The organism is Streptomyces sp. NPDC058470 (genome assembly GCF_042721055.1).
Taxonomy (GTDB): domain Bacteria; phylum Actinomycetota; class Actinomycetes; order Streptomycetales; family Streptomycetaceae; genus Streptomyces.
Genome location: NZ_JBHXMF010000003.1, coordinates 236,044 through 256,632, shown reverse-complemented (window position 1 = coordinate 256,632; position 20,589 = coordinate 236,044). Strand labels below are relative to the sequence as shown.

Here is a 20,589-nt window from a genome sequence, read left to right as displayed (position 1 = left end):
CAACCACGCCCGCACCGGCACCTCAACCGCAAGATCAAACGCATACCCAGCAGCCTTGATCACTTCTTCGGCCAAGTCCGCCGGGCCGTCGGTCTCGTGTGTCGCGTTCGGCGTGTGGCCCGATGTCGAGCCCGACAGGTCGGTGAGGGCCTGGAGGCGGTCGTATGTCTCCTGTGTCTTCACGGTCTCGGTGACCGTCAGGTCCCAGGCCAGTTCTTCGAGGTCGAGCACCCGCTGATAGGGCTCGCCCTCCTCGGCCGGGAACACCGTGCGCAATGCCTCGTGCCGCTCCAGGACATCCCGCAGGGCGGACTTGAGCGCGTCCCGGTCCAGGCGTCCGGAGAGGCCCAGTACGAGCGGGGCGTTGTACGTGGCGTTGGGTCCCTCCAACTGGCCGAGGAACCACAGGCGTCGCTGTGCGAAGGACAGGGGTACGCGCTCCGGGCGCGGGCCGGCGATCAGGGCGGGGCGGGATCCCTCGGCGTCCGCGAGCCGGGCGGCCAAGGAGGCCACGGTGGGGGCCTCGAACACGTCGGCGATCTGGACTTCGACACCCAGCAGGGCCCTGACCCGGCTCACCAGGCGGGTCGCCAGCAGGGAGTGGCCGCCCAGGTCGAAGAAGTCGTCGTCGACCCCGACGCGCTCCAGTCCGAGGATCTCGGCGAATGCGGCGCAGAGGATCTCCGCCTGCTCCGTGGCCGGTGCCCGGCGCGTGCCGGTCGGGTAGGTGGGCCGTGGGAGCGCCCTGCGGTCGATCTTGCCGTTGCTTGTCAGGGGGAAGCCGCCGAGTACGACGACGGCGCTCGGCACCATGTACTCGGGGAGCCGTCCGGACGCGAACGTGCGGACGGTGGCGGGCAGTTCGGCGATGCGGGAGCCGTCGGCCGCGACGACGTACGCCACCAGGCGCTTGTCTCCGGCGGGTTCCTCGCCGACCACCACGATGGCCTGTTCTACGTCGGGGTGTGCGGTCACCACGGACTGCACCTCGCCGGGTTCGATCCGGTAGCCGCGGATCTTCACCTGGTCGTCTGCCCGGCCGACGAAGGCCAGTTGGCCGTCGTCGGTCCATTTGACGTGGTCTCCGGTCTGGTACATGCGGGTGCCGTCCGCGGCGAACGGGTCGGCGACGAAGCGTTGTCCGCTCAGTGCCTGCCGTCCGAGGTAACCCCGGGCCACTCCGGTTCCGCCGACGTACAGGTCTCCGACGATTCCGGCCGGGACCGGAAGCAGCGCCTGGTCCAGTACGTACACCCGGGTGTTGGCGTTGGGTGTGCCGATGAGCGGCTCGTCTTGGGCGTGCAGGGCGCCGGTCATGGTGGCGCAGACCGTCACCTCGGTGGGGCCGTAGGCGTTGATGAACGTCCGGCCCGGGGCCCAGCGTGCCAGCAGGTCCTTGCCGAGTGCCTCGCCCGCGGAGATCAGGGTGCTCACGGAGGTGAGGTCTTCGGGAGCGAGCACCGCGAGTACGGCCGGGGGCAGGGTCGCGTGGGTGACGCCGTGCCGGTTGAGCACGTCCACCAGGCCTGATCCGGGCAGCAGTTCCTCGGCGGGGGCCACCACCAGTCGCGCGCCGGTGCCCAGTGCCATCAGCAGTTCCCAGGTGGCGGCGTCGAAGCCGACCGACGCGAACTGCAGCACCCTGGCACTCTCGTCTACGCCGCATCGCCGGGCCTGCACCGCGGCGAGGTTCACCGCGCCGGCGTGGGTGAGCATGACCGCCTTCGGTGTGCCCGTGGATCCGGAGGTGTAGATCACGTAGGCCAAGCCGTCCGGCTTCAGGGCTACTTGGGGCGCAGTGACGGGTGCTGACGCGAGGGCGGCCTGTACGGGGGTGGAGTCCACGGCGAGTGTCAGGACGCGCCTGACCGGGAGGTCGTCGAGGAGTTCCTCTTTGCCGAGCAGCATCGCGGCGCGGCTGTCGGCGAGCATGAAGCCGATGCGTTCGGCGGGCAGCGAGGTGTCGATAGGCAGGTAGGCCGCGCCGGCTTTGAGCACCGCGACCAGGGACACCACCAGGTCCACGCCGCGCTCCATGGCGACCGCCACCACGGACTCCGGTCCGACCCCGTGGGCCTTCAGGTGGTGTGCCAGGCGGTTGGCCCGCTCGTCGAGTTGTGCGTACGACAGCCGGAGTTCGTCGGATGCCACGGCAACGGCGTCCGGTGTCCGCGCCGCCTGCGCGGCGAAGAGTCCGGGGACCGTGGTGGCCTCGATGTCGGTGCCGGTCCCGTTCCATTCGAGCAGCACGCGCAGGCGCTCGCCGTGTTCCAGAAGATCCACACGGCCGACCGGGTCGGTGGGGGCGGCGGTGACGATCCAGTTCAGGATGTGCAGGAAGCGGCGGGCGATGTCCGGGGCCGCGGCCGGCTCGTGGACGTCGAGGTTGACGTCCACGTCGAGCTGTACGCCGGGTTCGCCGGGCCTGGTGTAGAGGTCGATCCGTGCGTTGTCGATCGGGCCGGTGGAAAGGTTGTGGCAGGTGATCCGGCAGTCACCGAACCGTTCGGGATAGTCGAAGGACATGACGTTGACGTGCAGGCCGCACAGCGTGTCGCCCTTCGCGCGCTTCAGATCCCGGAGGGTGTTCTCGTAGCGGTACCGCTGCTGGCGCCAGCCCTCGCGGACGGTGCCGGTGGCCTGTCGGATCACGTCGGCGAGGGTGGTCTTCCGGTCGAACCGGACGCTTACCGGCATGTTGTTGGCGGTCATGCCGGGAATGCCGAGGGCTCGCTCGCCGAGCCGGCCGGCCACCGGGAGGCCGATGATGACGTCCCGGTCTCCGGTGACGCGGTGCTGGTGGATGGCCGCCGCGGTGATCACCAGGCCGGCGAGACTGGTCCTCAACCGGCGTGCGACGGCCTCGAGTTCGGTGACCTGTTCGGCGGCGATACGGTCCCGGTGGCGCACCAGGGTGTCGGGCAGGCGTCCCCCTGTGGGGCCGCCGGCTCCGTCCGTGTTCGCGAGCTCGGACAGGGTGTCGAGCCAGTATGCGCGGTCGCGCGCGAAGTCGGGTGAGTCCTGGTAGGCGCGGTCCGCCGCCAGCAGTACGGACAGGGGCTCCAGCGACCGGCCCTCGGGGGCTCGGCCGGTCAGGAGCGCGTCGTAGAGCCGGCCGACCCGGGTGGCGATGGGGCCCGCCGCCGGGCCGTCGGCGATGAGGTGGTGGTAGCGCTGGTACCAGAAGTGGTGCTCGGGGCCAAGCTTGAGCAGGGCGAAGGCGAACAGTGGCCCGTCCGTGAGGCAGGCGGGGCGGCGGAACTCCGCCCGCATCCATTCCTGGGCGGCCGCGTCCGGATCCGGCCCGGCGCTGACGTCGATGACATGGATCGGATAGCCGTCGTGCGGGTCGGCGACGTACTGCATGGGGGTGCCGTCGACCACCCGGAAGCGCAGCCGGAGGCTGTCCGCCTCGTCGACGGTGCGCCGCAGGGCCTCCACGAAGAGCTCGACGTTCAGATCGCCGTTGATCTCCAGATACTCGGCGACGTTGTAGATCGGGTTTTCGGGCGCGAGTTGCTGCGCCTGCCAGATCTCCAACTGGCCAGCCATCAGATGCTGGATTTCGCGGTCGATAGCAGCCATTCCCGTCCACCCCAAGTATTCCGGCACGCCTATTGACAAACAGAGGTCAGCCGCCGTTCAGGCATGCTGAAAGGCGCCCAGTTCCGATGAGAGAACTGAGCCTTGGCAATTGGAAGTCCAGGGAGCGCGGACAGCGCCCCGGCGGTGTGTCAAGCAGGATCGCTGCCGCTCGGCGGACCCGAACGAGGGATCGCCGAGCGGCAGCGGTCACTTCCCCATGGCCTCGATCAGGCTCTTGGGTCGCATGTCGGTCCAGGACTTCTCGATGTAGTCGAGGCACTCCTGCCGTCCGGCCTCGCCGAATACGGTCTTCCAGCCGTCGGGCACATCGACGAAGACCGGCCAGAGCGAGTGCTGTCCTTCGTCGTTGACCAGGACCAAGTAGATGCCATCCGGGTCGTCGAACGGATTAGTCACGACGCCGTCCCTTCCTGGGTGAATTGAATCGGGCAGCCATGGGTCTGCCCCGATGAACGATGGTCCGAGCCTTGAGGCTAATCAATCCCCGGCGATCACCACACCCGCCGTTCAACTGCGTCGCCGCACCAGTTGAACAGGGCTCCGGTGCGGGACGGGTCCCGGGTGACGGCGGCTCCTGGCCCCTATGGTCGGGCGGTACGGGCGGGCGTGAACCGTTGCGGTGAAGGGCAGTTGACGCCGACCGTGAGATGCGGTGCCGACGGCGCGCGACCCGCCTGTCGCCGCCCGGCGCTCCGACGGCCGGATGCCCGAAGTCGGCCGCGGTTGTGCCGTGTTCTCGACCTGGATACGGTCGCCGGACGAAGAATTCATGGGGAATGCGATGGCGTCTGCTGTGCCGACAGGCGGTACTCAAAGGAGCGGCAAGATGCAGGTACCGGGCATGAGCGCGGCCGTGGTCGCTGGATTGGGAACCTGTTTACCTTCCACCAAGGTTGACAACGCGTCGCTGCCGGATCACCTGGACACCAGTGACGAATGGATTCGCACCCGGACGGGAATATCCGCGCGCCGTCGGACCGCCCCTGACGTCTCCGTGAACGATCTGGCCTGTGCGGCCGCCGCCAATGCGATGAGTTCGGCGGGGACCGGCACGGTAGGGGCCCTCATTCTTGCCACCACGACACCGGAACGTCCCTGTCCGCCTGCCGCGCCCGAGATCGCGTACCGCATGGGGCAGGGAAGGATTCCCGCATTCGACGTGTCAGCCGTCTGCAGTGGATTCCTGTACGCCGCCGCGGCGGCCGGAGGTCTGATCACGGCCGGCATCGTGGACAGTGTTCTGGTGGTCGCGGCCGAAACCTATTCCCGCATCGTCGATCCCCTCGACCGGTCCACAGCCGTGCTCTTCGGAGACGGTGCGGGGGCCGTGCTGCTGCGCCGCGGCTCCGCAGCCGAGCAGGGCGCGTTGCTCGCGTTCGACCTCGGCAGCGACGGCTCCGACGCCGAGCTCATCCGTGTTCCCGGCACGCGCGAACAGCCGACCGGCGAGCGCTGGTTCTCGATGGCGGGACGCAAGGTGTATCTCCAGGCGGTCGAGCAGATGACGAACTCGGCCCTGCGGGTGATGAAGGACTGCGACTGGAGCCCCGAGACGCTCGACCTGCTCGTACCGCATCAGGCGAACGCTCGCATCATCGAGGCGGTGGCGAAGCGGCTCGGCCTGCCACCCGAGCGCGCGGTCTGCGCCCTCGCCGAGGTGGGCAACACGGCGGCCGCCTCCATCCCGCTGGCCCTGGCCGGGGCGACGGCCGCCCATGAACTCCAGCCGGGTGACCGGACCGTACTGACCGCCTTCGGCGGCGGCCTCACCTGGGCGTCGGCCGCGCTGGTCTGGCCCCGGCTGACAGCTGTCCATTCGGAGATCTGAGTGAGAAGGGAATGCGGCATGTATGTCACGTACCTCACCACCATCCTGAACACCGTCTACAAGGTTCCCGACCCCATCGACCCGGAGAGGTCGTTCATGGACCTGGGGGTGGATTCACTCTCCCTCGCGGAGCTCGGCGCGCATCTTGAGGACGAGCTGGGTGTGACGGTCGACGAGGAGGATCTGAGCGCCGTCACCACCGTCTCCGGGCTGGCCGTCCTTCTGGAATCCCAAGGCGCGGTCATCCCCGCATGAGCAACAGGGGACTTCGGCGCCCGGAGGTGGTGATCACCGGGATCGGGATGGTCACTCCGGCCGGGGTCGGCACGGGCTCGGCCTGGAAGACGGTCTGCGCCGGACTGTCGACGGCCGCCGCGGACCCGCGACTTGAGGGCCTGGCCGTCGATTTCAGTTGCGGGGTACGGGAGTTCGACGCGGACGGGTTGCTGGGTGCCGAGGCGCGCCGGATGGATCCCTTCACGCAGTACGCGACGGCCGCGGCCCGCGAGGCGGTCTTCGACGCCGCGCCGGCGGCCGGGGACTGGGACCCGGCCAGGGTGGGCGTGCTCATGGGCACGGCGCTCGGTGGGCACGCCACCTGGCAGGAGCAGGGAGCGCGGTTGCGGGACAGGGGGCCGCGTGCGGTCAATCCGCTGACCGTTCCGAAGGCCATCGGCAATATCGCCGCGGCCAACGTGGCCATGGAACTCGGCCTGCACGGCCCTGCTCTGAGCCTGTCCACCGCGTGCGCGTCGGGCACCACGGCGCTGGGCTTCGCCCTCGACCTGCTGCGCGCCGACCGCTGCGACGTCGTCCTGGCGGGCGGTACCGAAGCCGGTGTCTCGCCGCTCATGTCCACCGGGTTCGACCGGCTCAAGGCGCTGTCCCGGCGTCGTGACGAACCCGCGGTCGCGTCCCGGCCGTTCGACCGGCAGCGCGACGGTTTCGTGCTGGGAGAGGGCGCCGCCGTTCTCGTACTGGAGCGGGCCGCGGACGTGAGGGCGCGCGGCCGGCACGCCTACGCGAGGCTGCTCGGGTACGGCGAATCCTCGGACGCGCACCACCTCACGGCACCGCATCCCGACGGGCTGGGCGCCCAACTCGCTGTGCGGCAGGCCCTGGAGGACGCGGACATCGGCCCGTCGGACATCGCGTTCATCAACGCTCACGCGACCAGCACCCCCCAGGGCGATGCCATCGAAGCGCGGCTCATCGAGCAGGTCTTCGGGAACGGCACACCGGTCACCTCCGTCAAGGGCGTGACCGGGCACATGCTGGGTGCCGCGGGAGCCGTCGAGGCCGCGTTCACCGCTCTCTCGGTCGAACAGGGAATCGTCCCGCCCACCGCGAACTTCGGCGAGCGGGATCGCGGCATTCCGGAGATCGACATCGTGCACGGTGCGCCCAGACATACGCCCGTAGGTGCGGCCGTCAGCAATTCCTTCGGTTTCGGCGGCCACAACGCGGTCGTCGTCCTCGGCGCAGTCTGAGCAAGATGGGGTTTCCGTGGATTTCAGCCTTCTGTATTTCGCCAACCGTGAGGTCGTAGACCCGCCGCAGGAGTACGAACTGCTGCTGGAAACAGCTCGATTCGCCGACGAGCACGACTTCAAGGCTCTCTGGATTCCGGAGCGGCACTTCCATCCCTTCGGTGGCGCGTATCCGAATCCGGCGCTCGCCGCGGCGGCGCTCGCCACCAGGACCCGGCGCATCCGGCTCCGGGCGGGCAGCGTCGTCCTTCCGCTGCGCGACCCGCTGACCGTCGTCGAGGACTGGTCGTTCGTGGACAACCTCTCCTACGGGCGGGTCGATCTGGCGATGGCCACCGGGTGGAACCCCAACGACTTCGTGCTGGCTCCCGACCGGTACGCGGACCGTCGGCAGTACACGCTGGACACGATCGAGGAGATCAAGAGCCTCTGGGCCGGCAAGCGGCTGTCGCGGCGCAACGGCGAGGGCGAGCTGGTCGAAACACTGACGTACCCACGGCCCGTCCAGCCGGAGCCGGACATCTGGCTCACCTGTACGTCGAGTCCCGAGTCCTTCGCCCAGGCCGGAGCGCGGGGACTCAACGTCCTGACGGCGCTGCTGTTCCAGAGCGCGGACGAACTGACCGAGAAGATCAAGCGTTATCGTGCCGCCCGCGAGGAGCACGGCCACGATCCCGCGGCGGGCACCGTGACCCTCATGCTGCACACGTTCGTGGGAGAGAACGACCGGGCGGTGCGCGACACGGTCCGTGCCCCGTTCGGCGAGTATCTGCTCTCGTCCATCGATCTGTGGAAGAGGCAGTGGAGCGCGCTCCAGCAGGCCGATCCCGAACGGCTTGCCCAGCTGGCCTTCCAACGCTACTTCCACGCCGCGGCTCTGTTCGGATCGGTCGACAAGTGCACGGACTTCGCACGCGCCCTCGGGGCGGCCGGTGTGGACGAGATCGCCTCGCTCGTCGATTTCGGAGTCGACGGTCACAAGGTGCTCGCCGCGCTCCCCCACCTCGACGAGGTACGGCGGCGGGTGCAGGAGGGCGAGGCCACAGCCGCGTAGCCACGGTACGGCTGCCGCTGCTCCTTCACGTCAGGTGAGCACCCCGGCGCACGTGCTGTGCGCCGGGGTGCTCACCGATAGGAGTCCCTAAGGCTGCGGGTCCCCTCTCACTGCGTGCGTTCGTCCAGCTCCTTCGCGAACTCCGTCCAGGTTTCCGCGTACTGGCGTGCCAGGTCGACCACCAGGTCCCCACAGTGCGACGGCACCGCATCGGCCAGCTTGGACCAGTCCTGCTCTCCCAAGGCGTTCTGCTGCAGCACCCGCAGCAGACGCCTGCCTTCCTCCTTGTGCCGCAGTGACGGATCACGCAGCAGCTTCTCCAGCAGGGGTACCGGATCCGGCGGGACCAGCCGGGCCTTGCGGGCGGCTCGGCGCTCGCCGGCCCAGCCGGGTTCGGGGGTCTCCTGCCGCCCGTCCTTGGCGGCGAACTCGTCCGGCTCGGGCACCGGCGGCTCGCCGGACATGACCCGTTTGCGGACATCGCTCACGGTCGCCGGAGAGATTCCGGCGAGTCGTGCCAGTTCGCGCAGTGACGCGTCCGGGTACTCGGCGATGAGTGCGGCGGCCCGCTCCCGTCCCTCCGCGCTGTTGAGGGGCCGCAGTTTGCCGTCCCGTCCGATGCGTGCGCTCAGCTGCGGGGCGGCGTCGAAGGCACTGCGCCGGACGGCTGCCACCGTCTTGGCGCCCAGCCCGGTGGCCCGTGCGATCGCCCGGTCCGACATCTCGGGATGTGACGAGATGATGCGCTCGGTCGCGGCTCGCCGGTCTTCCTTGGAGAGCGGAAGGCCATGCGTGACGTTCGCTTCGACGGCCCGCAGGAAGGCTTCTTCAGGGGTGCCGTCGAAGAACTCGACGACGATCGACTCGTCGCCCCTGAGGAGGGCCGCCGTCAGGCGGTGCATCCCGTCGATCACCCGCATGCTGCGCCGCTCCACAAGGATCGGCGGAAGCGGTTCGTCGATCTCCAACAGCCGGCCCACGTGCTCCGCGTCCTGTCCTTCCAGACGCGGAGAGTCAGCGGGAAGGAGTGAGGCGATGGAAATGGAAACGGCGGTTCGTTGCGGAGCTTTCGGATGTCTGACGGCTCTGATGAGATCGACTGACTTTTTTGCGGGTTCCGGTCGTCTTAATTGGACAGCCTCGCTCTTCAAACTGATCTCCCCCATTTGCCGCACGGTAAGAATCGATTTTTCTCGATGCCTTCCACTGGCCACACCAGTTCGCGCAGAGATTTCAGGGAATGTGGAAGACGGCGAGCACCGACTCTCCCTCCCCGTTCCCTACATGCGATCCATGCAGGTGAAACGAGAAGCACCATGGACGATCCGGCAACGGCTTCGGTACTCCACCTGACCGTTCCCCACGAGCCCCAGAAGTCTCGTTCGAACATACATCAGGGGTCACGGTTTGGGTACAGAAGCCCTCAAGGCAAACACAAGGTCAATCTCCCGTTCAACTGCGGCACCGCATCGGTTGAACGGCGGGCCGGGGGCCAGCGGTGGGGCCGCCACAGGAGCCTCACCCGTGTCACCGTGCCGGACCCCCGCTTCGACCGCCGGAATTTCTGTGCGGTCGCTGATATTCCGCTTCAGATCGAACGACGACGACGCCGGGCCTACAGGCACCGCATCCAGCGGTGGAATCAAATACTTCTTTCATAAACAATGCGGACACGGCATCCGCTCACCGCGGTCAATCGTCTCGGACGACACAGCACAGTACTCTGTGACAAGGGCCCGACCACACCACTCAAGGGGCGCATACGCCCAGGTGGCAGCCCCCTTTGGCCAGATGTTCCGGAATCGTCGCGACATCCTCGCCCCGCACGGGCATGCGCCTTGGGCGGCCTCTCATTCCGCATACACCGCCCCACGTCAATTCTTCGGCCACGGTCGCCGGTTGCATCACTATCTTTCGAACACGTCCAGACCTTTGATAGGAACCCCTCATGTCCGCAGGCACCACCGAAGATGCGTCCACCGCCATTCGGGCAGCGCGCCCACGGCTGCGGACGCCCCGGACGACAGGCGGCCACCGATGAGAAGTGCCACGGTCATCGGAACCGGCGCCATCGGTACATCGGTCGCCCTCGCCCTGACGCGCAACGGCGTGGCCGTGCATCTCCAGGACGTGAACAGCACGGCGGCCAGGACGGCCGAGGCCATGGGTGCGGGCTCGCTCCGGACGCCCCAGGAACCGGTCGACCTCGCGGTACTCGCCGTACCGCCCGCGCACATCGCCACCGAACTCGCGCGCGTCCAGCGCGGCGGCCTCGCCCGTGCCTACACCGACGTCGCAAGCGTGAAGGCGGGGCCGCACCGCGACCTGCACAGCGAGAGCGCCGACGCCGCCAGCTACGTCGGCGGTCATCCGCTGGCCGACACCGAGCGCTCGGGACCGCTGGCCGGGCGGGCCGACCTGTTCGAGGGCCGGCCCTGGGTCCTCACCCCGTCGGCGCACACCGAGGAGGCCGTCCTCAACCGTGCGCTGGAGCTGGTCGCGCTGTGCGCCGCCACGCCGGTGATCATGGACGCCACCTCGCACGACCGGGCCGTCGCCCTCACCTCGCACGCGCCCCACCTCGTCTCCTCCCTCATGGCGGCCCGGCTCGGGCACGCCCCGGAGGCAAGCATTCGGGTCTCGGGGCAGGGATTGCGGGACGTCACCCGCATCGCGGCCGGCAATCCGGCGCTCTGGCAGGACATCCTCCATGCCAACGCGGAGGCGGTGGCGGAGATCCTCGACGCCTACGCGGCCGATCTCGGCCTGGTCATCGGCGCGCTGCGCGCCCTGGCCGGCACGGACCCGGTGGCTCGCAAGCGCGGGGCGAACGATGTGGAGCGACTCCTCGAACAGGGCTGCGCGGGGCGAGCCCGTATCGAGCACAAGCCGGGCACGTCACTCGCCGACCTGGCCGCGGTCACCGTCACCATCCCGGATCAGCCGAATTCGCTCGCTCGGGTGTTCGCCGCAGTCGGCGAGATCGGCGTCAACATCGAGGACGTCCGTATCGAACACTCGCCGGGCCAAGGGCAGGGCCTCGTCGAACTTCTCGTACGGCGGACCGCGGCTCCGGAGCTGTCCCGGATGCTGGGCGCCGACGGCTGGTCCACTTCGCACTGAGGGGCGCCCTCGACCCGCGCCGGGGACGACGACCAGGCACAGCGTTCGCCCCGGAGTCCTCAGCGGCCCTGCCACCGGGGCGCACGGCGCTCCGCGAAGGCCCGCGGCCCCTCGACGGCGTCCTCGCTGTGCCTGCGCCGCTGCTCCCACGCGAACGGGGTGCTGAAGGCGTCCCGGAGAGGCATGTCCAGCGACCGCATGACCGCCTCCTTGATCGCCCGGACCGCCAGCGGGGCGCTGCGCACCAGATCGTCGGTCCACCCGGCGACGCACTCGTCGAGCTGCCGCAGCGGCACCACCTCGTTGACCAGACCGAGGCCGAGCGCAGTGGTCGCCGTCATACGGCGGCCCGTCAGCAGGTACCCCATCGCTGTCTTCAGGGGGAGCTGACGGGCAAGTCTGAACGCGCCGCCCGCGCCCGGGACGAGACCCAGCCGGGCTTCCGGCAGAGCGAACTCGGCGTGGTCGGCAGCGATGATCAGGTCGCAGGCCAGGGCGAGTTCGAAGCCACCGCCCAGCGCGTAGCCGTTGATCCGGGCGACCACCGGTTTGGACAGCTCGAACCGCTCGGTCAGCCGTGGCCAGCCAGGTTGGCCACGGCTGCCGAACGTCGAGCGCGGCACCCCCTCCCGGTCGAGCCGGGCCCGCTCGCGCAGGTCCTGCCCGACCGAGAAGGAGCGGTCGCCGGCACCGGTGAGAACCGCGACCCGCAGCTCGTCGTCGGCCTCGAAGTCGTCCCAGACGGCGGCGAGTTCCTCGTGCGTCCGCAGATCCATGGCGTTGAGTACGGCGGGCCGGTCGAGTGTGACGCGGGCGACGCCGTTCTTCTTCTCGTACCGGACGCGGGGCTCCCGTGCGTCACTCACCGCGGGCTCGCCGGCCTCGCCGCGGAGAAGCGGCCGACCTTGTCGAGGACGTCGGAGCTGTACAGACGCAGCGCCTGCTGGAGAGCGAACTCGGCCATGTAGAGACGGAAGACGTCCACCGGTTCCTCGGCGAGATTCAGCATCCGCCGGTTGGCGACGACGGCCGGTCCTCGGAGTCGTTCGACGCTCCGCTCCACCGCCAGGTCCAGTTCGTCGCTCTCGTGGACCTCGTCCACGAGCAGCCGGGCCGCCGGTTCCGCCGCCCGGATGCGGCGCCCTTCGAGGATCACCTGGCGGGACAGGCGAGTGCCGGCGGCCCGGCTCAGCCGGAGCGCCGAGGCCCCGGGGATTATGCCCTCCTTGGCGGCCGGAAGGCTGAGGAACGCGTCGGACGCGGCGAGGACGTGGTCGAACACGAACAGAAGCTGCGCGCCGCCACCGATGGCGAAGGTGTCCACTACGGCGACCCAGGGCTTCTCGGCCATCGTTCCCCGCCAGCCCGCGCCGTCCTCGACGCGGATGCCGCGCAGGATCTTGTGGAGGTAGCCCAGTTCGCGCCGCAGGAGGAAATCGACCAGCGAAATGCCGCCGCCGTGCAGGGACTTGAGGTTGATTCCCGCGCTGAACACACGCCGCCCCCGGTAGCGGGGATGTGTCATCTCGCCGCCGCGAAGCAGACAGACCTCCGTCCCGGTGTCCAGGAGTGCGAGGTCGACGGCCGTCTCCATGTCGTCGATCTGCTGGTTGTCCTCGGCGTTGAGACAGTCGTCGCGACACATGGTCAGCCGGGCCACCCCGGCGTCGCGATCCAGCCGTACGGAGCCCAGGTCCGCCGTACCGGTTCTGCTGAACTCCGCCAGCAGGGCGAGTGCGCGGGGGGTCGGGGTGAGCAGGGTGTCGATCAGGTGCGGGCCTGCCTGCGACGAGCGCAGCACCCGGCTGAAGAAGATGCCCTGATCGATCTCGTGCCCTTCCTTTCCCGCCTGGGGCAGGGCGCGTTCGGCCTTGAGCCGGTCGGCCGTGGGCACCAGGCCGGGGAACGCCGTCGCGGCGGCCTCGGCGAGTTCGGCGAGCCTTGGGCGGCGGGTGCGGCCGGCGGTGAGTTCGTCGTAGACCGCGTCGGTGTGCGCGTCCATGAAGGCGGCGCGCAGTGTCCGGGTGGCGTCGAGCGCCGCCGCGGCACGGTCGCGCTGTCGTGGTGACCGCTCCTGCGGCCCGGGCAACGCGTCCAGGAGCTCGTCGGTATCTCCGGCGGACTCGGCGAGCGCGGCCCGGGCGTACGTCAATTCCGCTTTCGCGGCGGCGAGTTGGCTGCCCCGCGAGACCTGGTCGTCGGCGGCGGTCACGACGCGGCTCCGCCCGCCGCCACGGCCGCCCGCCGCAACGTGCGGTCGCAGGCGGCCAGATGGGCGCCGAGCGCCTCCTCGAAACCGGTGGTGGAGGCGTCGAGCATCAGTTGCCGCCGTATCGCCAGTTCGGTGCCCGAGACGGTCGCGAGCCGTTCCCGGGCGAGGGCGAGGGTGCGGGCGGGGTCGTCGGACAGTTCGTCGACGAGGTGCAGTGCCAGTGCCTCGGACACCTCGACGGGGGTGCCGAAGAGCAGTGCACGGCGGATCACGGAGCCGCTCGCGCCGTGCCGGCCGAGCCTGTACAGCGCCATGCCCGGCCAGGTGCCGCCCTCCCCGGCCGGCAGCAGGAGTCGTACGGAGGGGGTGGCGATGCGGTAGTCGGTGGCCAGCAGCGCGTCCAGGGCCAGTCCGCCGCAGTCGTCGGCGGCGACGGCGACGGTGGCGGCCGGCAGGCGCTCCAGGCGGCGCAGTGCGCGTTCCCACTTGCTCACCAGGGACACCGTCGGATTCCCCGCCCAGGGTTCTTCGGGGGCGCCGGACACATGGACGACGACCCTGCTCCGGCCGCCGCGGTCCTCGGCGCTGTCGCAGGCCGCGCTCACCACGCCGATCCACTCGGCCGACAGGGCCTGGCGTCCGTCGATCCGCAGCACCACTTCGTCGGCTCCGTCGTGGAGCCCGTCGGTCTGCGGCATGCTCTCGCGGGTGTTCATCTGCCCTTCCCTCACCATTGCGCCAACGCGGTCTCGATGGTCGAACCGGGGCCCATCGTCATCAGGACGCCGTAGTCACCGGCCTGGGCGACCCGCTCCCGGAGCAGCCGCTCGTAGGAGAAGAGGAAGGAGCCGCTCGACACATTGCCCTGGTCGCGCAGGACTCCGGTCGTGTGCCGGAGGTCGTGGCGGGTGAGGCCGAGGTTGACCCGTACGGCGTCGATGACCTTCTTGCCGCCCGAGTGCACGAGCCAGTGACTGATCTCGCTGCGCCGCAGTCCGGCGCCGGACAGCAGCCGGTCGACGACCTGTTCCGCGTTGGCCCCGACCACGTAGGGGATCTCGGGGTCGAGATAGAAGCTGAACTTCGCCTGTACGTCGTCCCAGTCGTACCGCATCGCGTCGATCGCGTCGGTGATGAGGTGGCTGGCGAAGCCGATGAGGCGCGGGCTGCCGGGGGCCGCCGGCACGTCGGCCGGACCGTAGGCGGTGTCTGGGGTGTCGGCGACCAGGGCGATCGCCGCGGCGCCGTCGCCGAACAGACTGTTCACCACCGCGGTGCGCATCGACGCGTCGATGACGTAGGCGGCCGAGCAGGCTTCCACACACAGCAGGACCGCTACCTTGCCCGGGTTGGCGACCGCCCAGCCCGCGACGGCGTTGAGGGCGTTGAGTCCGGCGTTGCATCCCATGCCGACCACGTCGACCCGGCTGGTCCTGGAGAGGATGCCCATCTCCCGGATGAGCAGGGCGCTCAGTCCCGGGGTGAGAAACCCGGTGGTGGTCACGCAGCAGAGGTAGTCGATGTCCGAGACGTCGAGGCCGGAGCTGTCCAGGCAGGTGCGCACCGCTCTCGCCCCCATGTCCAGAGCGAGCCGCTTGTGTTTGGCGAGCAGCTCTCCCTGGGGTTCGGGGAGGCAGACGCCGTCGGCGTCCAGGGGTGGCACGGTGAGGTGGCGCCGTTCGATGGCGCTGTTGAGGAAGACGGAGCGGACCCTGGGGTCGGTGATCCCGAAGAGGTCGATGAGTTCACGCTGGGTGTAGGAGACTCCGGTGGTCGCCGTTCCGATGCCCACGATGGCGGCGGCGCCGGTGTTCTTGCCCCGGGGGGCGCCGAGTTCGGTGGTGAGGTCGGTGCCGGGACGTTCCGTGGTGACGGTCATCGGTAGGTCCACCCCCACATCCGGGTCTTGCTGCGGATGGTGCTCACTGCTGTCAGCACGTCGATCACCCTTCCGGTGAGCTGCTGGTCCGGGACCTGATGAACCGCGCCAGTCGTGCGATCCCGGCGGCGATCTCGTCGTGGGTCAGGTAGCTGACGGACAGGCGCAGGCCGTGCTCGCCGCCGCCCTCGGGATAGAAGTAGGACATCGGGGTCCAGATGACGCCGAATTCCTCCGCGGAGCGCCGCAGCGCGGTGTTGTCCGCGCGGAAGGCGACGTCGACCGCCAGGAAGAAGCCGCCGCTGGGTTCGTTCCAGCGGATGCCGAGTGCGGCCCGCTCGTCCTCGGGGAAGGTCTCTTCGAGCTGCCGCAGGGTGACGCGCATCGCGTCGCCGTAGTACGCGGCGGTCTTGGAGTTGAGCTCGGAGGCGCGTTTGTCGGCGGCGAGGAGCATGCCGGCGACGACGGCCTGGGCGACCGGGGAGGTGTTCACCGTGACCATGCTCTTGATCTTGGTGAGTTCGTCCGCCAGCAGTCCGGTGCCGCCCGCGTCGTCGTGGACGTCCTGGTCCGCGATGACGAAGCCGACGCGCGCGCCGGGGAAGAGCGTCTTCGAGAAGGAGCCCAGGTGGACCACGCGGCGGTCCCGGTCGAGGGCCTTGAGTGTCGGAAGCTGGGTGCCCGGGCTGACCAGCCGGTAGGGGCTGTCCTCCAGCAGCAGGATGTCCTCCCGGGCGGCCAGGTCGAGCAGTTCCCGGCGGGTCTCCAGGGGCATGGTGGTGCCGGAGGGATTCGCGTGGTCCGGGATGACGTAGAAGGCCCGGGGGTTACGTCCGCGGGCCCGCTCGGCACGGATCGCCGCCGCCAGGTCGGCGCAGCGGAATCCGCCGGGGTCCTCCGCCACGGCCGTCAGTTCGGCGTCGAGCAGCCGCGCCGCGCCGGTGATTCCCACGTAGCAGGGGCTGGAGACCAGCAGTACGTCCTGCGGCCCGGCGATGAGGGCCCGTACGGCGAGCAGCATCGCCTCCTGGCAGCCGACGGTGACCACGATCGAGTCCGGGGAGACGTCGATGTTCTCGTCCAGGCGCAGCCAGTCGGCGATCAGTTCGCGGATCTGGCCGCTCGTCGGGCCGTACTGGAAGAGCGCGGAGCGGACCTGGTCGGGCGAGGATCCGCTCTCCTCCAGGTGGTCCAGGTAGCGGCGCAGGTACGTGAAGATCTGCTCGGTCTCGAAGAAGCCGTCGTACGGGCGGCCGGGCGCGAAGGAGATCGCGTCGGGGTAGCGGTGGGTGATCTCGTTGAGGAAGTTCATGGTGTCCAGCACCGGGTCACCGAGGCTGCCGTGCAGCTCCGCCTTGCGCAGCCCCGGGCCGCTCGTCCGCCCGACCGGGCGTACTGCCTGCGGGGTTGGGGTGCTGTTCGGTGTGCGCACCAGCTCCGGTCCCGCGTCCGCGACCGTGCGGATGCCGGTGAGGGTCATCGCCTCCCTGAGCTCGTCGGTGACGATGCCCAGGACGTGGCGTACGCCTTCCTCCTCGGCCACCGCCAGGCCGTGCAGTACGGGGCGGCCCAGCAGTACCGCGTCGGCGCCCAGTGCCAGGGCCGCGAGGACGTCGGCGCCGCGGCGGACCCCGCCGTCGAGGAGGACGGGGCAGGCGCCCGCGACCGCTGCCGTGATCTCGGGCAGTACGTCGAGGGTGGCGGGCGCGCCGTCCAGCTGCCGGCCACCGTGGTTCGACACCACGATGCCGTGTGCCCCCGCCGCGATCGCCCGCATGGCGTCGTCGGCGGTCAGGATGCCCTTGACCAGGACGGGCAGGGAGCTGATGGAGCGCAGCCACGCGACGATCGACCAGTCGAGGGACGGATCGAACTGGGCCAGTGCGTGGGCGGCGGGTGCGGCGAAGCCGTCCGTGGTCAGATTCGCCGGCTCGATTCCGACGGGCAGGGTGAAGTCGTTGCGCAGATCGCGTGGCCGTCGGCCCAGTTGCGGGGCGTCGGCGGTGAGCACCAGGGCCTCGAAGCCCGCTCTTTCGGCGCGTTCCACGAGTTGGCGCGTCACGTCGCGGTCGCGGAAGCAGTACACCTGGAGCCACAGGGGGGCCGCGGCGGCGGCGATGTCCTCGAAGGTCCGCCCCGCGAAGGTGCTCACGACGAGGGGAACGCCGGCTTGTCCGGCGGCCCGGGCCGTGGCGACCTCCCCCGTCGGGTGGGCGAGGGTGTGGTAGGCCACGGGCGCGACGGCGATCGGCGCCGCCCAGCGGCGGCCGAGGAGCGTGATCCCGGTGTCGGGGCGGCCGGCGCCGGTGAGAACGCGCGGGTTCAGCCGCACGCGGTCGAATGCCCTCAGGTTGTCCGCGAGGGTCCGTTCCTGTCCCGCACCGCCTTCCAGGAAGTCCCAGACAGCGGGGCTCATCCCCGTGCGCGCCAGGGTGGCGTAGTCGGTGAGGGTGAGCGGGCTCGCGGTCCCGGCGTCGGCGTCCGGGGCGCTCACGAGGCGGTCAGCCGGTCGCGCTCCACCGCTTCGTACAGGGCGCGGATGTTGGCGCTGCCGAATCCGCGGGAGCCCTGGCGCTGGATGAGTTCGAAGAAGAGGGTGTTGCGCTCGTAGGGGGAACGGGTGAACAGCTGGAGCAGGTAGCCCCATTCGTCGCTGTCCGCGAGTACCTGGGCGTCCCGCAGCCCGGCGATCTCCTCGTTGAGGCCGGTGAGGCGGTCGGCGAGCATGTCGTAGTAGGTGTCCGGCGTGCTCAGGAACTCCACTCCCCGGTCCCGGCAGGCACGGACGGCGGGGATGATGTCGTCGACCAGGAAGGCGAGATGCTGCACGCCTTCACCGGCGTTGCGCTGGAGGAAGGCGTCGAGCTGGCCGGGCTCCTTCGACGGGTCGGGGGCGACGAGGGTGAAGATGACCCGCTCCGAGGCGCTGCGCACGACGAGCGAATCCATCGCCTGTCCCCCGACGGCCACGTACTCGGAGGAGTAGCGGGCGAAGCCGAAGGCGTCCTGGTAGAAGTCCGCGTGGCGGTCCAGGCTGCCACCCTCGACGCAGACGGCTACGTGGTCGAGCAGTCGGATCGGACCCTCGGGGCGTGCGGACGGCTCAGGAGCGGCCGTCCACCGCCTGCCCGGGGGCAGGTAGGTGGCCGAGCGTGCGGTGACCGGGAGGAGCGGGTGGGTGACGTCGCCGAAACCGGTCACGACGGGGCTGCCGTTCGGGGTGCCGACGGACCGGGCGCCGGCCGCCACCGCCGCGTCATGGGTGGCGGCCACGTCGTCGCACGTCAGGGCGATGGTGGCGATTCCGTCCCCGTGCTTGTCGAGGAACTTCCAGACCCCCGGACCGGAGGTGGCCACCAGATGCAGGTCACCCTGTCCGAGCAGAACGGAACTCCGGTCGACCTCCACGCAGTCGGCGACCCGGGTGAAGCCCATGGCCTCGACGAAGTAGTCGGCCATGGCAGCTTTGTCTCGCGTGTACATCTCGACGTGCGCTATGTCGTGCGCAGGCATGGAGGTGCCCTCCTGATGTGCGGGTCAAGAGCGGGTGCTTGGCCCGCCCGGTGGGATTACCAGCGCCATTCCTGCTGGCCGTACAGGTGCCCGGCCTTGATGCCGCGGTCCTTGCACCAGGTCATGAACTCGTCGATCTGCTTGATCTGGTAGGTGTCCTCGTTGTACGTGGTGGCCATGACATGGCCCAGCCAGGGCTCCTCGCCCATGGCGTAGACGTACGCCTCCTTGGCCCCCAGCTCGGTCATGATCGCGGCGGCCTGCTCCGCGTTGGACCCCGAGAGCTTGCGCGAGTTGCTCATCTTCTTGGTGACCGGGATGGTCAGCAGGGCCTGGTAGAGCCACGTCAGCGGTGCTCCGTCGCACTCCATGCCGAGGTAGGCGAAGTCGGCGGTGCCCAGGTGCTGCTTGATGTAGCGGTAGAGCATCGGATCGATGCCGGAGGAGTCGGCGCCGATGAAGACCTTCTTGCCCGCCAGTTCCGCCCAGTAGGTGGACTTGGCGCGGATGTCCAGGTCACAGTGCTCGCCCAGGAAGGGGGTCGCGGTGACCTTGCCGCCGGGGAACTCGACCTCGTCGAAGTCGTCGACCTCGATCACCGGGAAGCCCTGGTTCTTGAGCATCAGGGCCATCGACGGGTCGGCCAGGTTGCCGCGCGAGGAGCGCGGCATCACGACCGCGCCCAGCCGGCCACGCAGTTGCAGCAGGGTCTCCAGGACGATGTGGTCCTGGTGGCCGTGGGTGATCAGCACGAGGTCGATGTAGTCCGGCAGATCGTCCAGGGTGTAGCGGTCGCCGACGGAGTTGTCGGCGCTGATGAACGGGTCGGTCACGACGGCGGCCTGCGGCGTCTGCAGGACGAGACAGGCGTGCCCGAAGTAGCGGATGCGGCCGCCTTCCTGGATGTGCCGGTCCTCCGCGAGACTGGGCTGCTCGCTGAACATTCCGGCGAGCCGGTCCACTTGTGCGCCGGCCAGTCCGAGCCCGTCGGCGACGTGGCTCACGCTGGTGGGGCGTACGCGTGCCTTGAACAGCTCTGCCAGCCCCGGGTGCTTGAACGGCACGTCCAGCTCCAGCACGTCCGGCGAGGTCAGTCGCGGTGTGCTCAGGATGAAGGGACGCTCGATGCCGGTCTCGTACGAGATCTGCACCGACTGCCGCGACTCCTGGTAGACGTCGCTGGTGTAGACGATCGGCTCCATGAACCGCATCTGGGCCTGGTTGTCGGTGTCGTAGGCCAGCTCGACCAGTCCGCCGAGCTCCGGGGGCAGCTTCGGGTACAGCGGGGTCAGGTCGAATCCCGTCGCGTTCGCCCGCAGCAGTTCCTGGCCGGCGGCTATCGCCTCGGCGAAGCGCAGGATCGCCGCACGGTCGCGCTTGATGCCGGCGAGGAGATCACGTACCTCGTCGGCGCGCTCCTCGGCGATGTTGATGAAGTAACCGCCGCGCAGCTCCGGGTTGTTGCTGGCCGCGACGTGCACCTGAGGGGACTGCAGATAGGACTCGAGCAAGGGTACCTGGAGGAACGCGAGATTCATCGCGGACTGAACCGGCGCCAATGTGTACGGCCAGGCGAAGAACCTGTCTATCAGTGGCTCGACAATGACGTTCGACCGCAGGAACAGCTTCTGGTCAGTCATCTGCGCCCCTCCTTCCGGGAGATATTCGGAGCAACGACTTCCCTCAATACATACGTGGGAACACCTGTGGCCCAAGGCGCTTATTGCGCCTCTCGCTTCAGCAGGATGCCCCGTCGACATACGGTGGATCAATACGCGGCGGCGTCACTCACCGATGGGCACGGAAAACTCCTGGAAGTTCCCCACCCGTCCTCTCGCTCGCTTTTTGAACGGCTTTTCAGCGGCCCTCGCCGGACGGGTTCTC

At 69.4% G+C, this 20,589-nt stretch carries 15 protein-coding genes; 5 read left to right on the top strand and 10 right to left on the bottom strand.

What is annotated here, in order from left to right:
* Together ACFWP7_RS03700 and ACFWP7_RS03695 are read right to left on the bottom strand one after the other, a co-directional pair.
* A partial coding sequence (locus tag ACFWP7_RS03700; RefSeq protein WP_384375405.1) for an amino acid adenylation domain-containing protein occupies positions 1-3,585 on the bottom strand: 3,585 nt, incomplete at its 3' end.
* A gap of 207 nt (positions 3,586-3,792) precedes the next feature.
* Positions 3,793-4,002 carry an MbtH family protein gene (locus ACFWP7_RS03695; RefSeq protein WP_280878746.1) on the bottom strand — a complete coding sequence of 70 codons (210 nt, stop codon included), beginning with the start codon at positions 4,000-4,002 and terminating at the stop codon, positions 3,793-3,795.
* 430 nt (positions 4,003-4,432) lie between these two features.
* Between ACFWP7_RS03695 and ACFWP7_RS03690 the strand changes: the two genes are divergently transcribed.
* The 4 genes from ACFWP7_RS03690 to ACFWP7_RS03675 are packed head-to-tail and all read left to right on the top strand — an operon-like array spanning position 4,433 to position 7,978.
* Complete coding sequence (locus tag ACFWP7_RS03690; RefSeq protein WP_384375401.1) at positions 4,433-5,434, top strand: beta-ketoacyl-ACP synthase III; 1,002 nt, start codon at positions 4,433-4,435, stop codon at positions 5,432-5,434.
* 18 nt (positions 5,435-5,452) lie between these two features.
* On the top strand, positions 5,453-5,689 hold the full coding sequence (locus tag ACFWP7_RS03685; protein WP_384375398.1) for an acyl carrier protein: 237 nt from the start codon (positions 5,453-5,455) through the stop codon (positions 5,687-5,689).
* Positions 5,686-6,924, top strand: coding sequence for a beta-ketoacyl-[acyl-carrier-protein] synthase family protein (locus ACFWP7_RS03680; protein WP_384375395.1), 1,239 nt, complete (start codon positions 5,686-5,688; stop codon positions 6,922-6,924). Before ACFWP7_RS03685 ends, ACFWP7_RS03680 begins: the two co-directional genes overlap by 4 nt.
* Positions 6,925-6,940: 16 nt before the next feature.
* The gene (locus tag ACFWP7_RS03675; protein WP_384375392.1) at positions 6,941-7,978 is read left to right on the top strand and encodes a MupA/Atu3671 family FMN-dependent luciferase-like monooxygenase; all 1,038 of its coding nucleotides are present in this window, start codon (positions 6,941-6,943) and stop codon (positions 7,976-7,978) included.
* Positions 7,979-8,085: 107 nt separating this feature from the next.
* Here ACFWP7_RS03675 and ACFWP7_RS03670 read toward each other — a convergent pair whose 3' ends face one another.
* The gene (locus ACFWP7_RS03670; protein WP_384375389.1) at positions 8,086-8,958 is read right to left on the bottom strand and encodes a transcriptional regulator; all 873 of its coding nucleotides are present in this window, start codon (positions 8,956-8,958) and stop codon (positions 8,086-8,088) included.
* Positions 8,959-10,015: 1,057 nt separating this feature from the next.
* On the opposite strand from ACFWP7_RS03670, the gene ACFWP7_RS03665 reads away from it, so the two are divergent.
* Entirely contained in the window at positions 10,016-11,101 is a 1,086-nt protein-coding gene (locus ACFWP7_RS03665) for a prephenate dehydrogenase (protein WP_384375386.1), read from the top strand.
* A 59-nt stretch (positions 11,102-11,160) separates the two neighbouring features.
* Here ACFWP7_RS03665 and dpgD read toward each other — a convergent pair whose 3' ends face one another.
* From dpgD to ACFWP7_RS03630, 7 genes are all read right to left on the bottom strand, one after another.
* Entirely contained in the window at positions 11,161-11,967 is an 807-nt protein-coding gene (dpgD, locus tag ACFWP7_RS03660; RefSeq protein ID WP_384375383.1) for an enoyl-CoA-hydratase DpgD, read from the bottom strand.
* Entirely contained in the window at positions 11,964-13,253 is a 1,290-nt protein-coding gene (gene dpgC, locus ACFWP7_RS03655) for a (3,5-dihydroxyphenyl)acetyl-CoA 1,2-dioxygenase DpgC (RefSeq protein ID WP_384375435.1), read from the bottom strand. Before dpgC ends, dpgD begins: the two co-directional genes overlap by 4 nt.
* A gap of 56 nt (positions 13,254-13,309) precedes the next feature.
* Positions 13,310-14,029 carry an enoyl-CoA-hydratase DpgB gene (dpgB, locus tag ACFWP7_RS03650; protein WP_384375380.1) on the bottom strand — a complete coding sequence of 240 codons (720 nt, stop codon included), beginning with the start codon at positions 14,027-14,029 and terminating at the stop codon, positions 13,310-13,312.
* 11 nt (positions 14,030-14,040) lie between these two features.
* Positions 14,041-15,192 carry a 3,5-dihydroxyphenylacetyl-CoA synthase DpgA gene (gene dpgA, locus ACFWP7_RS03645; RefSeq protein WP_384375377.1) on the bottom strand — a complete coding sequence of 384 codons (1,152 nt, stop codon included), beginning with the start codon at positions 15,190-15,192 and terminating at the stop codon, positions 14,041-14,043.
* 64 nt (positions 15,193-15,256) lie between these two features.
* Complete coding sequence (locus ACFWP7_RS03640) at positions 15,257-17,686, bottom strand: aminotransferase class I/II-fold pyridoxal phosphate-dependent enzyme (protein WP_384375374.1); 2,430 nt, start codon at positions 17,684-17,686, stop codon at positions 15,257-15,259.
* Entirely contained in the window at positions 17,683-18,705 is a 1,023-nt protein-coding gene (hppD, locus tag ACFWP7_RS03635; protein ID WP_384375371.1) for a 4-hydroxyphenylpyruvate dioxygenase, read from the bottom strand. Before hppD ends, ACFWP7_RS03640 begins: the two co-directional genes overlap by 4 nt.
* Before the next feature lie 56 nt (positions 18,706-18,761).
* Complete coding sequence (locus ACFWP7_RS03630) at positions 18,762-20,345, bottom strand: MBL fold metallo-hydrolase (RefSeq protein ID WP_384375368.1); 1,584 nt, start codon at positions 20,343-20,345, stop codon at positions 18,762-18,764.
* Positions 20,346-20,589 lie beyond the last annotated feature (244 nt).